Source organism: Pseudomonas sp. NPDC089422, from assembly GCF_044749405.1.
Taxonomy (GTDB): domain Bacteria; phylum Pseudomonadota; class Gammaproteobacteria; order Pseudomonadales; family Pseudomonadaceae; genus Aquipseudomonas.
Genome location: NZ_JBIVHW010000017.1, coordinates 15690 through 28342, shown reverse-complemented (window position 1 = coordinate 28342; position 12653 = coordinate 15690). Strand labels below are relative to the sequence as shown.

The following is a 12653-nucleotide window of genomic DNA, read 5'->3' as shown; positions in this document are numbered from 1 at the left end:
GGCTTGGCCTTCAAGGAGGCAGCATGAACACTTGGCAACGCCGTGCGCTGTTGGCCGCCGGTTTCTCCCTGACGATCAGCAGCGCGGCCTGGGCTGCCCTGTCCGACGTCGACCCGGGCCCCTACACCTTCGCCACCGGCGGCTATCCACTGTGGTACAAGGACGCCGACGGCCTGTCGCTGGAACTGTGCCGCTCACGAGCCGTCAGCACGCTGGTCGCTGGCGCACCGGGTGCACCGGCGTATATGTGCACCCTGCTGCCGGAGCCGGGTATCTACGACGATACCCTGCCCCTGGTTTTCCCCGACAACTGGCCACCGGAGATGTTCTGGTTCCTGGCAGAAACCAGTATTCCGGCGGTGGGCAACAGCGGCTATGAACTCGACGCCTATGTCGCCGGCCTCGAAGCCGCGTTTGCGGCCGAGAACCCGGTCGACGGCGACCAGCAGAGCTTTGCCCGCATCCGCATCCGCGTGTCGGTCCCTCGTGCCGGTACCTACACCATCACCCACCCCTATGGCGTCGAGACGGTCAACGTCACGACCCCCGGGCGGCGGGCAATCAACATCACGCGCGACATCGGCATTGGTGCACCCGGCAACTTCACCGGCGCACTGGCCGGCGCCCTTGGCCCGTTCGTCCAGGGCGTGGGCGCTCCCTATACCGCCGTGAACCCGGATACCGGCACCACCGACACCTTCATCGGCGACCCGAACAGGCCGGAGGGGATCAAGGGCAGCCCGTTCGGCACCAACTTCATTCGCATCGATGGCCCGCCCGGGCGCATCGAAACCAGCCTGTTCACGGTGTCCGGCAAGGTGCTCGACCAGCGTCCGCAACTGCCGGCATCACTGGAGCGGGCGACCTACTCGCGCAATGGCAGCGGCACCCGGGTGGAAGTGTTCGCCAAAGCCCCGACTGGCGCCAGCGTCTGCTTCCGTAACGGCCTGGCCCTGGTCGGTACGCCGCCATCGGCTTGCCAGTTCAGCATGCTCACGGACAACAGCGGGCTGTTCTTCAGCCAGCAATTGAGCCAGGTGGCGCCGCCGTCGGTGGTGGTGGTGACGGCCAGCAGCAGCGACATCAACACGCAGCCGACCGCTATTTCGAGCAAGCTTTCCGATGTGGTCAAAGTCAGCACGGCGCGTTACGAGTGGAACAACAAGCGGCTGACCATCGAAGCGCGCTCCAGCGATGAAGTGGTGATCCCGGACATGGTCGCCCAGGGCTACGGCCGCCTGTCCAAGTCCGGCACCCTGCAGACCCTCACCGTCAATGACGTCAGTCAGCCACCGGCCACCGTCACGATCAAGTCCAGCCATGGCGGCGTCGATGTGGAACCGGTGGTGGTGGTCGGCAACGCGCCGGTCGAGGCGGCCAACAAGCCACCGCTGGCCCAGGCCGATGTCGGCAGCACCAGTGTCGGCGTGCCGCTGAGCTTGAACCTGCTGCTCAACGACAGCGACCCGGACGGCAACGTGCCGCTGAGCATCACCGACCTCACCCAACCGGCTACCGGTCAAGGTACCGTGGTCCTCAACGGCAGCACCGCGGTGACCTACACCCCGCCACCAGGTGCGACTCAACCGGTGGTGGCCACCTTCACCTACCGGGCGATGGACGCCAAGGGCCTGAAGTCGGAGCCGGCCACCGTGACCGTCAACGTCGCGCCCAACCAGGCACCGACCGCCAACCCGGAAACCGTGACCACCCTGGCCGCACCGCTGGTCATCAACGTGCTGACCAACGACACCGACCCGGAAGGCAATACGCCGCTGACCGTCACCAACCTTAGCCAGCCAGCAACCGGGCGCGGCACCGTAAGTACCGACGGCACCACGGTCAACTACACGCCACCGGCCAGCGTCCCGACGGCCTTCACCACCACCTTCACCTACCAGGCACGTGACTCCCTGGGTGCGGTCTCCGCGCCAGCCACCGTCACGGTCAACGTGCAGCCACGACCACCGGCTGGCGAGACCTTCGCGGTCACCGCCGCCACCGTCCTGGCCCGCTCGAACAACCGTTACAACTGGGATGTCAGCGGCACCTCGTCGGTGACCACCGGCAACACCATCACCGTGCGCGTCACCACCACCACGGGCGTGCAGACCCTCGGCACCACCACGGTCCCGGTGACCGGCCGCTGGCGCCTGACGGTGAGCAACAGCACCACGATCGTCCCGACGGCCGCACCGACCGCCACCGTGACGAGCAGCCAGGGCAGTACCCGTACTGTCAACGTGACTGTGCAGTAAGGCCAGGAGAACGCCATGAAGCGCCTGTATCCACTGCTGCTGAGCCTGGCCCTGGCGGGCCAGGCCGGGGCCGATGACCTGATGGACAACGCCGACCTTGCGCCCGGCAGCGACCTCGGTGAACCGGTGATCATCCGCCTGCTGCCGGTCGGTGCCGGCCAGGCGGCGGTGATCGAGCAGCAAGGCAACGGCAACCGTGCCGCCCTCGACCAGAACGGCCAGGCCCTGCTGGGCCGCATCGTCCAGGCCGGGGGCGCGCAGGAGGCGTACATCCTGCAGGAAGGCAGTGACCTGATGGCCAACATCAGCCAACAGGGATATGGCAACAGCGCTGCGATCCGCCAGAGCGGCACCAGCAACCGCGCCAGCATTGAGCAGATCGGCAACAACAACAGCGCCAGTATCGAGCAGGCCGGCTCAGGCCTGAGCAGTTCAGTGACCCAAGCCGGCAATGGCCAGCACGTTCAGATCACCCAATACCGATAGACCTGGAGGCTCCACCATGTTCAAGCTCGCCCCCCTAAGCGCCGCTATCGTCCTGGCCTTGGCCGGCCAGGTCATGGCTGACGACAGCACCTCGAACCAGTCGCAGAACGGTAACCAGAACATCGCCGAGGTGCAGCAGACGGTTGCGCCGTTCGCCGCGGCCACCCAGACGCAGACCGGCAAGGGCCACAACCACCTGGCGGTGCAGGAAAACAGCACCAGCACTATCGACCAGACTGCCAGTGGGTCGTATAACGCCGGCTACGGCGAGCAGCTGTTTGAAAATGGCAGCCAGATCACCCAGCAGGCCAGCGGTAGCTACAACGATGCCTTCGCCAGCCAGTCGGTGGGCGAAAACAACCAGTCGCTGCAGAACCAGCAAGGCAGCGAAAACCGCTCGACCGTGTGGCAGGACACTCAGACCGGCAGCCAGGTCACCACCACCCAGAGCGGCCAGCGCAACGAAGCCTTCGTCGAGCAGCTGTTCGGCGGCAGTAACAACCGCGCCAACATCACCCAGGATGGCCAGGATAACTACGCCACTGCCGAGCACATCCTGCACAACGATGGCTATGTGCAGATCTACCAGCAAGGCAAGCAGAGCTTCGCCTACGGCGACCAGCGCGACGGCAACGGCGGCACCATCAACATCGACCAGTACGGCACCGGCCACTCGGTGGAGGTCTGGCAGGACACCCAGACCGGCGCCAGCGCCACGGTCAACCAGACCGGCCAGACCAACGAAGGCTACATCGACCAGAGCTTTGGCAAGGACAACGTCGCCAACCTGTATCAGCAGGGCCAGTCCAACGCCAGCTGGTCGGATCAGTTCGAGACCAACAATTCGAACACCACCGTCTCGCAAAGTGGCAAGACCAACAGCAGCTTCACCTACCAGACCGGTGACAACCAGAGCCTGACCATCAACAGCAAGGGCACTGGCAACAAGGTCCTGGCCAGCAACTGGAAAGGCGACAAGATGGGTGGCCAGTTCGGTAAGAACCAGACCGCCAACATCAACCAGAACGGCACCAACAACAGCGCCAACCTGACCCAGAACGGCGAGTACCAACTGGCCACGCTGAGCCAGAAAGGCACCGGCAACACCATGGAAACCAAGCAGGCCGACAGCTACAACGAGTTGTACTTCGAGCAGAACGGCAGCGACAACAGCCTGGTTGCCGACCAGCGCGGCACCGACAACTACGCCTACGGCTCGTCCACCGGCAGTAACAACAGCATCAACCTGGACCAGTCCGGCTACGCCAACCAGAGCTACACCACCCAGCTGTACGGCAGTGGCAACAGCGCCACCATCAAGCAGGCTGACAGCGCCAACGTCGCCTACGTGACCCAGGGCGGCAACAACAACACAGCCAACGTCAACCAGAGCGGCGCCTACCAGAGCGCCACCATCAGCCAGATGGGCAACGGCAACACGGCCACCGCTACCCAACGCTGACCAGCTCCCCCCTTGAACCGCGGCGTCTCCTCTCCCTGGCGTCGCGGTTCCTTTTTATCTCCCTGCATTGCACATGAGTGATGACACGGTCCTTGTAGGAGCGGCCTTGTGTCGCGAAAGGGCTGCGAAGCGGCCCCGGGATATCAGCAGCTCACAAATTGCAGGGGCTGCTTTGCAGCCCTTTCGCGACACAAGGCCGCTCCTACAAAGACCGCGTTGGGCTTACACTATCTTGCACTCACCCACGCCACCGCCCTGATGATCCAGTCCGACCTCGACCTGTTCGGTCCCCAACCGCAACGTTTGGCCAGCCACACCGTGCTGCTGCCCGGCTTCGCCCTGGCCGTCATCGAGCCGCTGCTCGACGCTCTGCGCCCGGTGCTGCGCGCCGCGCCGTTCCGGCACATGCAGACACCGGGCGGCCTGAACATGGCCGTGGCGTTGACCAATTGCGGGTCGCTAGGTTGGGTCAGTGATGCCAAAGGCTACCGCTACAGCCCCACCGACCCGGTCAGCGGCCAACCCTGGCCCGCCCTGCCCCAGGTCCTGCTCGAGCTGGCGGGTCGAGCAGCAGCAGCGGCCGGCTTCGAGGGTTTTGTGCCTGATGCCTGCCTGGTCAACCATTACCTGCCTGGCACCCGCCTGAGCCTGCATCAGGACCGTGACGAGCAAGATTTCGACCAGCCGATCGTGTCGATTTCACTGGGTTTGCCGGCGGTGTTTCTGTTTGGCGGGTTGCAGCGTTCGGACAGGACTCAGCGGATACCGTTGAGCCATGGTGATGTGCTGGTCTGGGGCGGCGAGGATAGGCTGCGCTTTCATGGAGTGTTGCCGATCAAGCCGGGTGTACATCCCAAGATGGGCGAAAGGCGGATCAACCTGACTTTGCGCAAGGCAGGGTAATTTCAGGTCATACGATGGATGTTCAGGGTCTGTGAGATCGAGCCAACCACCAAAGCTATGCCCAATCTTCTGCAAATAATTGCAACTGGCACTTCTGACAGTTGCATCGTACTTTCGCCAGACCTACGCTTGTTTTCAAGGAGAAACCTGGCATGCATGAAACCGAATTCCCGACCCATGACAATAGCACAGCAGCCGCTAGCGCAACCCGCAGCGACAAAAAAGCCTGTGTTATAAATTACACCTCCCATGGGTATACAGGCAGCGCTGAAAACAACCAATCCATACTTCTTTATAACGCCGAGATGCTCCTTGGCGGCCTCTATTTTCTCGGGGCGGGCTATAGAGCATACAACCCAATATTGAGGCGCTTTCATTCAGCTGACGAGTACAGCCCTTTCGGCATCGGTGGGCTGAATGCTTATGCCTACTGCCTTGGGAATCCATTAAATTGGATTGATCCAAGTGGAAAAGTCCCCGTTAAACCACGGGTTGCGCACGTGCCCAAAACCCACCCTAACCCTAGCACGTCTCAACAAACATCACAAAATTCAAAATCTACGAACGCGGCACATTTGACTTCAACACAAACGACCTCTAAGCCCCTCAAAGACTCAGCGCAAGAAAAGTACCGCAATAACATAGGCATCACGAATCATCTCTTTGACGCCAACAGGACAAAACGGGGAACACCACTCATCACCAAGAGAGAGGCATTTCTCCTGCACTACTACAACAAAAACTTCGTGAAACAGGATGGTGACGCCTACAGCCATAGACAAATTATCATGTTCACCATCATCAGGTCCTGGAAAAAAGGAGAAAGCCCAATGACAAACGTTCGAAAATTAGAATTCGGATTAACTAACGGCGAAATCATGGCGCATGTTACTGACCTACGAAAAGAACGCGGAAAAATAAGAGCCGGCCATCCCAGATATGACGCGCGGTACGAAGCTCCGAGATAAGAGTGGACTTTCAAGTCCACTCGCGAAGATATTATTCAGTCACTGCGGCTGGTTCTGGCTAAGGAACTTGTCCACCTCGGCCTTGCCTTCCCCCGGATCCCCCGCCACCTGCCACAGCCGCCGTTCGATCCCCTGGGCCAGCAGGTGCCCCACCGCCGCCTCGATCGCCGACAGCACGCACAGCTGCGCCGGTTCGTTGGTGGTGTACCCCACCTCAGCCTCCAGCAGCTTCTTGAACTCGATGAACTTGAACACCCCGGCATTGCGGCCGATCGAGTAGATGGTCTTGCTGGTCATCACGTTGGCCAGCACCTGCCCGGTGCGCACGTCCACCGCGCGCAGGTTGACCGTAACCTGGTCGACCCGGTACTCGCGGGAGATGTCGACGCCCAGGTAACGGGCCCCCTCGCCGCCGCTGCGCACGTTGGTGTCGTAGGCGATGATGCCGCCTTCAAGCATCAGGTTGGCAGCCTGCAACGGTGGCAGTTCGCTCATGATGTTCTCGGGCACGTCGGGCTTCTTCTGCGAAGCACGGATGATCTTGCGTTCGGTCAGCAGGTTCTGCAGGCCTTCACGCTCCAGCACCACGAACCAGCCGCTGGCATTCAAGGCATCCATCAACATGCTCGCCGCCCCCTGGGTGACGCTGGTGGAGAACGAGCTGGCCGGGGTCGGCTTGTATTGCCCGGTCTGGTCGCGGAAGCCGTACACCACGGCCATCAAGCGGCCCTTGGGGCGCGGCATGTTGATCAGGTCGTAATAGGTCGAAGCCCGCGGCGTCAGGGTCGGGGTTTCCGTGTCCTGTTCGGCCGGCATCGGCTCGCGCAGGCCGCAACCTTGCAGGCCCGCCAGCGCGGCGACAATCAGTAAGGTGCTCAGCAGACGTTTCATGGTGCTCTCTCCCCAGCTAAACGACCCGTCCCTCTCAGGGGTTCAGGCCACTGACCTCAATGAGCGAAGTTTCTCCTGTGGCGCGGTCGGTGACCTTGATGCTCAAGGCACCGGAGTCATCGATGACATCGATCAGGAACGCGTCGGTGGCCATGCTGCCGGTCTTGCCGTTGCTGATGTTGTCCATCAGCTGCGACAGCATCCGCGACTCCAGCTGGTTGCTGAAGCGCTCCAGGGCCGAGGTGCCGCCAAAGGCCGAGGTGCGGTCCTTGAGGTCCGGGTCGTCGTAGTCGTTCTGCGCCTGGGCATTGTTCAGCAGCCAGGTGCCGTTCAGCGGGTTGCCGCCGAACGCCGGGTTGACCGGGGTGTACACCAGTTCGGTGGCGTGGCCGGCGCAGGCACCGAGCAGCAGGCCAGCCGCAAGGCAACGGGGTATGCAAGTGTTCATAGCTCATCCCTATCCAGATCAGTGGTGTCCTGCAGCAGACGTTGCAGCTTGCGCTGAATGACTTCCTGCTTGACCAGGTCGGCGGCCGCGACGGCCTCTTCTTTTAATTGGGTGACGTTCGGCGGCAGAAAGCGCCGGTACAGCACGTCACGGTCGAACTCTACGGTCACCAGGCTGCCCCAGCGGGCATCCGGGCGCTCGCGCACCACCAGGTTGAAGTCCAGGCGGCTGGTGGCGCGCAGGCGGTCGGCGAAGTAGTAGTAAAAGTCGTGGCCGATGTGCGAGATGGTGTTGTCGACGATAAAACCCTTCATCTCGTCCTCAGCGTCGGCCATGGCCGCGCCCGGCAGCCCGCCTGCCAACAGCAGGCACAGGTACAGGGCATGCAGGCGCTTCATGGCGTATCTCCCGGGCCGGCATGGGTGCGGGCGCCGCCGGCACTTTCGTTGAAGGCCTGCTCGGCGACGAACTGCCAGTCGCTGTAATGCTCCAGGCCCTCAAAGCCGGAAAACTGCATTTCAAAGCCACTGCGCTTGAACGGGGTGGCATCGGAGCGGCTGTGCACGCCGGTGATACGGCCATCGATGGCGCGCAGCAGGCCCCAGTCGTCGCTGTTGGTGATCGGGTCCGGGTACAACCGGCGGATATGCCGCTTGGCCTCCGGGAAGCGGTTGTCCTCAAGCAGGTCGGCAAGCTCTTTGGGGTACTGGGCCAGGCCTGGCGACGCGCGATAGTAGCTGCGCAGGGCCTGGGCATACTGGCCACCCACCCACAGCAGCTCGCGCTCGTGCTCGCGCTGGGCGACGCTCGACCACACCGTGCCGGTGGCGGCCAGGGCCACGCTGCTGATTGCAATCAGCAGCAGCACGCCCAGGTAGGTGAAGCCGGCGCTGGCCTTACCATTCCGCGAAGAGGCTGCCATCACGCGCCCTCCCTGTGGCACCGCTCTTGATGTCGGCGACGCCGCCGGCCACGCCTTCCGGCGGTGGCACCAGCTGCCAGGCATCACTGCGCTCGGTGATCGGGTCGACCGGGGTGTTGCGCAGGTAGCGCTGCTCGACCAATTGTTCCAGCGAGTCCGGATAGTGGCCGGTGTCGCCGTAGTAATGGTCCAGGGCTTCGCGCAGTACCGCCAGGCTCTGGCGCAAGGTGGCTTCGCGGGAGCTGTCCAGGCTGTTGAAGTAGCGCGGCATGGCGATGGTCATCAGCGTGGCGATGATCGCCATCACCACCAGCAGTTCGATCAGGGTGAAGCCTCGGCTGCGTTTCATGGCCGTCACCATTGCCCGTAGGGGATGTTGTTGAGGCCCTTGCCACGGGCCTTGGAATACACGTCGAAGACGTCTTCGCCTTCGCGTGGGTTGTCCGGGCTGCTGGCGTACGCGCGCAGCCCCCAACCGCCTTCGTCCTGGTTCTTGGCCGCCACCAGCGGGTCATGCGGGATACGCCGCAGGAAGTAGAACTTGGCACCCTTGGCACTGCGCACATCGCGCACGCCTTCGACCAGCACCTGCAGGTTCGGTGGATAGCCGCTGGCATCCAGGCGTTTTTCGATGAACCCGGCGTCGAAGGCGCGCTTGTAGGCGTCGATGGCGTCGCGGATCTGGTACAGCGCCTCGCGCAGCTGCTGCTCCTTGCCACGGCGCACCACCGTTTCGGTCAGGGGTGCGGCCATGGTCGCGAGCATCCCGAGCAGGGCCAGGGTCAGCACCACTTCGATCAGGCTGAAACCCTGCTGGCGGCGTTTCATGGCCGTGGGCTCACTGTGACGGTGGCCGGGGCAGCGGCTGGGGCACTGGCTACCTGGCTTTGCACCACCGGCGCGCTGTCCTGGCTATCGCTCGGTACGTCGCCCGGCACGTCACGCGGTGGCAGCGGCATCGCCTGGCGCACCTGCATGCTCGATTCGGTGCCGGTGCCGAATTCCATGTCCGACGGGCTCTGGTACGGCAGGTTGCGCACGATGCGCGGGGTGATCGCCAGCACCAGCTCAGACTTGCTCATGTCGTCCTTGTTGCTGCCGAACAGCCGCCCCAGGCCCGGGATGTCACCAAGGCCGGGGATCTTGTTGCCAGCGGCGTTGTGGTCGTTGCGCACCAGGCCGGCCAGCACCTGGGTTTCGCCATCGTGCAGGCGCAGGCTGGTCTGAGCGTTGCGGGTATCGACCTGGACCGGGATGGTGCCCTGGCGGGTGGCTTCCAGCGGCGTGGCGTTACTGACTTCCAGCGCCACCTTGATCGCCACTTCGTTGTTCAGGTGCACGGTGGGCTGCACTTCAAGTTTAAGACCGACGTCCAGGTAGGTGACGCTTTCGGTGATCACCGGGCCCTGGGTGGACGGCACCGAGGTGGCGCTGATGATCGGTACCCGCTGGCCGATATGGATACGCGCCTGCTCACGGTTGCTGACGCGGATCACCGGGCTGGCCAGGGTGTTGATGTCCTTGTCCTGGGCGTTGATCTTGGCCTGCGGCGCCGGCGCGATGCTGATGCGGCTGGAGTTGATGCCACGCAGCTGGTCGAGCACGCTGACCGGGTTGCCGTCGTTGTTGAGCACGCCGAAAGTGTTTGGCCATTGCAGGCCAAGGTCGAGGATGCGCGAGGTGGCCACTTCCATCACTTCCACTTCCAGCACCACTTCGGGGTTGGACTGGTCCTGGGACTGCAGCAGCTTCTCGGCCATGCGCACGGCGTCGGGGGTATCGCGCATGGTCAGGGTGTTGAGGCGTTCGTCGACGAACACGTCCCGGGTCTTGAGCATGGTCTTGACCATGTTCAATGCGGTGTTGGCGTCGATGCTGGTCAGGTAGAAGGTGCGCATGACCAGTTCCTGGTAGTCCTTGGTCTTTTGCGGCGAATCAGGGTAGATCAGCAAGGTGTTGTCGTTGACGATCTTCTGCCGCAGCTGGTTCTGCTCCAGCAGCAGCGCCACGGCGTCCTCGATGCGCACATCGCGCACGAAGATGGTGGCTTTCATGTCCGGGCGCAGGTCCTTGTCGAAGATGAAGTTGATGCCGGCGACCTGCGACAGCACTTCGAAGATGGTCTTCAGGCCTGCGTCGCGGAACTCCAGGGTCACCGGGCGCTCCAGCTTGCTGCGCAGTTGCGGGAACGGCGTGGCGGTGCGCGCCTGGACGTTCTCGATGTCGGTGCGCAGGGCAATGCCCTTCTGGTTCTGTGGGTCCAGGCGCAGCACTTCACGCATGTAGCGCTCGGCGCCGAACAGGTCGCCCTGGCGCAGCGCGGCCTGGCCCAGCGCCACGCGCTCGTCGAGGGTGCGGATCAGCTCCAGTTGGCGGAGGCCTTCCTGGGCGCGGCGGTTGTTCGGCTCGATGGTCAGCACCCGGCTGTAGCCCATGCGCGCGCTGGTGAAGTCGTGGCGGATGCGGTCGGCGTCGGCCTGGCTGATCAGCGCTTCCACCGCGGTCTGGCGACCATGGGCCAGGGCGATGTTCAGCTCGGTGTCACGCGGGCTATCGCGCAGGGCTTCTTCGAGGCGGGCGATGCCAGCCTCGTACTGGCCCTCCTTCATCAGCTCGGCGCTGTCCTTGCGCACGGCGCTGGAGCCGCAGCCGGCGATGGCCACGCACAGCGCCAGGAGCATGAACGGAGCAGGCTTGCACATCTTCGACGACTTCATGGTGCGCTCCCTACAGACAAGGTCTGTGACTGATGCAAAGGCAGATAAACCAGGTCCAGCTCGTTGGCCGAGACTCTGTCGAGGCGATAAGTACTGTCGATCACGTCGCCCTTGCGCACGACGTACAGCTTTTCCCCGCTCTGCAGGAAGATCTGCAGGTCGTCGCGGTCGCCCATGCGGCCGACGAACTGGAACGGCAGCGCCGGGGCGGTGGGGGCCGCGGCTACGACGGGCACGGCGGCTACGGGTTGTTCGGTGACGGTGGCCAGGGTTTGTGGCCTGGTCCATTGCTGGGCTGGGAACAGATCTTTGGAGGCCTGTTCCGGCCCCTTCGCCGGCAAGCCGGCTCCCACAGGTTCTGCAGGCGACGCCAACCCTGTGGGAGCGGGCTGGCCCGCGATGGGAGCGGCGCTGTCTTCCTGGCCGAACCAATGCCCCGGCGCCCAGGCCAGCGCTGCCGACACCCCGAGGAACCCGACCCACATCACTGCGCGTTGTGTGTTCATCACGACCTCGACAGGTAGAGGGTCAGGCGCACCCGGCCGTTGAGTTCGGTGTCGCCGATGGTCTTGCGTTTGAGTTCAAGGTCTTCCAGCACCAGGGTCGGCAGCTGGCCGATCAGGCCGCGCAGGAAGCCGCGGATCTGCGGGTAGCTGCCGCGTACCGGCAGGATGATCTGGTAGCGCGACAGCTGGGTCTTCGGGTCGACGCCCAGGGCGTACTCGCCGCGCGACAGGCTGATGTGCTCGGCGCTGGCCAGGTGGTACAGGCGCTCGATCAGTTCGCTGGCTTCAGGCTGCCCGGGCAGTTGCTGGCGCAGGCTGTCCAGCGCCTGCTGCTCGGGCTTGACGGCGATCTTCAGTTCGCCGCGCTTGACCCGTTCGACCTGCACGCTGGCATCCGCTTCGCTGGCACGCAGTTCGCGCACGGCCAGCCACTCGGGGACCACGCCGGCCATGGCGACAGCGACGGCGAGCACGGCGACGGCGGCGGCGCCCAGGCCGACCGGGCCGATGCGGCGCAGGCGTTCCTGGAGGACCAGGCTGTTCACAGCATCAGGGACGCGCATGGCCAATCTCCCAGGTGGCGGTAAGGTTGAAGCGCACCGGGTGCTCAGGCTGCCCGGCCACCACTTCGTGGTTGAGCAGCGAGACATCGCTGAGCTCGTCGCTTTGCTCCAGGCGCTGGTGGTACTGCAGCATCGCTTCCAGGTTGCGTGCCTCGGCGGTGATGCGCACCTGGCCCTTGCGCGCATCCGGGGTCAGGGTCAGCAGTGCCACGTCTTCCTGCGGCTGCGCTTCGAGCATGGCGAACAGCTGTTGCCAGGGCCGTTGCAGTTGCTGCGAAACGCTGCGCATCTGGGCCAGGCGTTCGGCCTGTTCGCGGCTGGCGGCGCTGTTTTGCGGGGCGACCGGAGCCGGGCGGCGGCCCAGTTGCCGTTCCAGGCTGTGCACGCGGGTTTCCAGGTCTGCCTGCTCGACCTGTAGCTGCTGTTGCAGCAGCACCAGCCCGACGACGGCGACGCTGCCAAGGGCCAGCAGCGACCAGGCCAACGGGCCACTGCGACGGGGCTGGAATTCCAGGTCGAGGCGGCGCAT

The 12653-nt window shown here is 63.9% G+C and carries 15 protein-coding genes; 5 read left to right on the top strand and 10 right to left on the bottom strand.

Annotation, left to right across the window (positions count from 1 at the left end; all coding sequences use genetic code 11):
• The first annotated feature begins 23 nt into the window (after nucleotides 1-23).
• The 5 genes from ACIPZ8_RS25540 (at nucleotide 24) to ACIPZ8_RS25520 (ending at nucleotide 6077) form a co-directional block, all read left to right on the top strand.
• On the top strand, nucleotides 24-2258 hold the full coding sequence (locus ACIPZ8_RS25540) for an Ig-like domain-containing protein (RefSeq protein WP_400729249.1): 2235 nt from the start codon (nucleotides 24-26) through the stop codon (nucleotides 2256-2258).
• A gap of 15 nt (nucleotides 2259-2273) precedes the next feature.
• On the top strand, nucleotides 2274-2744 hold the full coding sequence (locus ACIPZ8_RS25535) for a curlin (protein WP_400729247.1): 471 nt from the start codon (nucleotides 2274-2276) through the stop codon (nucleotides 2742-2744).
• A gap of 16 nt (nucleotides 2745-2760) precedes the next feature.
• The gene (locus tag ACIPZ8_RS25530; protein WP_400729244.1) at nucleotides 2761-4206 is read left to right on the top strand and encodes a curlin; all 1446 of its coding nucleotides are present in this window, start codon (nucleotides 2761-2763) and stop codon (nucleotides 4204-4206) included.
• A 258-nt stretch (nucleotides 4207-4464) separates the two neighbouring features.
• The gene (alkB, locus tag ACIPZ8_RS25525) at nucleotides 4465-5109 is read left to right on the top strand and encodes a DNA oxidative demethylase AlkB (protein WP_400729241.1); all 645 of its coding nucleotides are present in this window, start codon (nucleotides 4465-4467) and stop codon (nucleotides 5107-5109) included.
• A 152-nt stretch (nucleotides 5110-5261) separates the two neighbouring features.
• On the top strand, nucleotides 5262-6077 hold the full coding sequence (locus tag ACIPZ8_RS25520) for an RHS repeat-associated core domain-containing protein (RefSeq protein WP_400729238.1): 816 nt from the start codon (nucleotides 5262-5264) through the stop codon (nucleotides 6075-6077).
• Between the two features lie 39 nt (nucleotides 6078-6116).
• Here ACIPZ8_RS25520 and ACIPZ8_RS25515 read toward each other — a convergent pair whose 3' ends face one another.
• From ACIPZ8_RS25515 to ACIPZ8_RS25470, 10 genes are read right to left on the bottom strand one after another with little or no spacing between them, the layout of a single operon-like run.
• Nucleotides 6117-6968, bottom strand: a complete 852-nt coding sequence (locus ACIPZ8_RS25515; protein ID WP_400729235.1) for a CsgG/HfaB family protein — start codon at nucleotides 6966-6968, stop codon at nucleotides 6117-6119.
• 34 nt (nucleotides 6969-7002) lie between these two features.
• Complete coding sequence (locus ACIPZ8_RS25510; protein ID WP_400729232.1) at nucleotides 7003-7416, bottom strand: curli assembly protein CsgF; 414 nt, start codon at nucleotides 7414-7416, stop codon at nucleotides 7003-7005.
• Nucleotides 7413-7814 (bottom strand): curli production assembly/transport protein CsgE, encoded by a 402-nt coding sequence (gene csgE / locus ACIPZ8_RS25505; RefSeq protein WP_400729229.1) that lies wholly within the window; start codon nucleotides 7812-7814, stop codon nucleotides 7413-7415. Before csgE ends, ACIPZ8_RS25510 begins: the two co-directional genes overlap by 4 nt.
• Nucleotides 7811-8338: a type II secretion system protein gene (locus tag ACIPZ8_RS25500; protein ID WP_400729227.1), complete on the bottom strand. Its 528-nt coding sequence runs from the start codon at nucleotides 8336-8338 to the stop codon at nucleotides 7811-7813. The genes csgE and ACIPZ8_RS25500 overlap by 4 nt, the downstream gene beginning before the upstream one ends.
• Nucleotides 8313-8687: a type II secretion system protein gene (locus tag ACIPZ8_RS25495; protein ID WP_085676884.1), complete on the bottom strand. Its 375-nt coding sequence runs from the start codon at nucleotides 8685-8687 to the stop codon at nucleotides 8313-8315. Before ACIPZ8_RS25495 ends, ACIPZ8_RS25500 begins: the two co-directional genes overlap by 26 nt.
• Before the next feature lie 5 nt (nucleotides 8688-8692).
• Nucleotides 8693-9166: a type II secretion system protein gene (locus tag ACIPZ8_RS25490; RefSeq protein ID WP_159410170.1), complete on the bottom strand. Its 474-nt coding sequence runs from the start codon at nucleotides 9164-9166 to the stop codon at nucleotides 8693-8695.
• The gene (locus ACIPZ8_RS25485; RefSeq protein WP_400729223.1) at nucleotides 9163-11055 is read right to left on the bottom strand and encodes a secretin N-terminal domain-containing protein; all 1893 of its coding nucleotides are present in this window, start codon (nucleotides 11053-11055) and stop codon (nucleotides 9163-9165) included. The genes ACIPZ8_RS25490 and ACIPZ8_RS25485 overlap by 4 nt, the downstream gene beginning before the upstream one ends.
• A complete protein-coding gene (locus ACIPZ8_RS25480) occupies nucleotides 11052-11561 on the bottom strand; it encodes a hypothetical protein (protein WP_400729220.1) in 510 nt (169 codons plus the stop codon). The genes ACIPZ8_RS25485 and ACIPZ8_RS25480 overlap by 4 nt, the downstream gene beginning before the upstream one ends.
• The gene (gene pilO, locus ACIPZ8_RS25475; protein ID WP_400729218.1) at nucleotides 11561-12124 is read right to left on the bottom strand and encodes a type 4a pilus biogenesis protein PilO; all 564 of its coding nucleotides are present in this window, start codon (nucleotides 12122-12124) and stop codon (nucleotides 11561-11563) included. Before pilO ends, ACIPZ8_RS25480 begins: the two co-directional genes overlap by 1 nt.
• On the bottom strand, nucleotides 12111-12653 hold the full coding sequence (locus ACIPZ8_RS25470) for a PilN domain-containing protein (protein ID WP_400729216.1): 543 nt from the start codon (nucleotides 12651-12653) through the stop codon (nucleotides 12111-12113). The genes pilO and ACIPZ8_RS25470 overlap by 14 nt, the downstream gene beginning before the upstream one ends.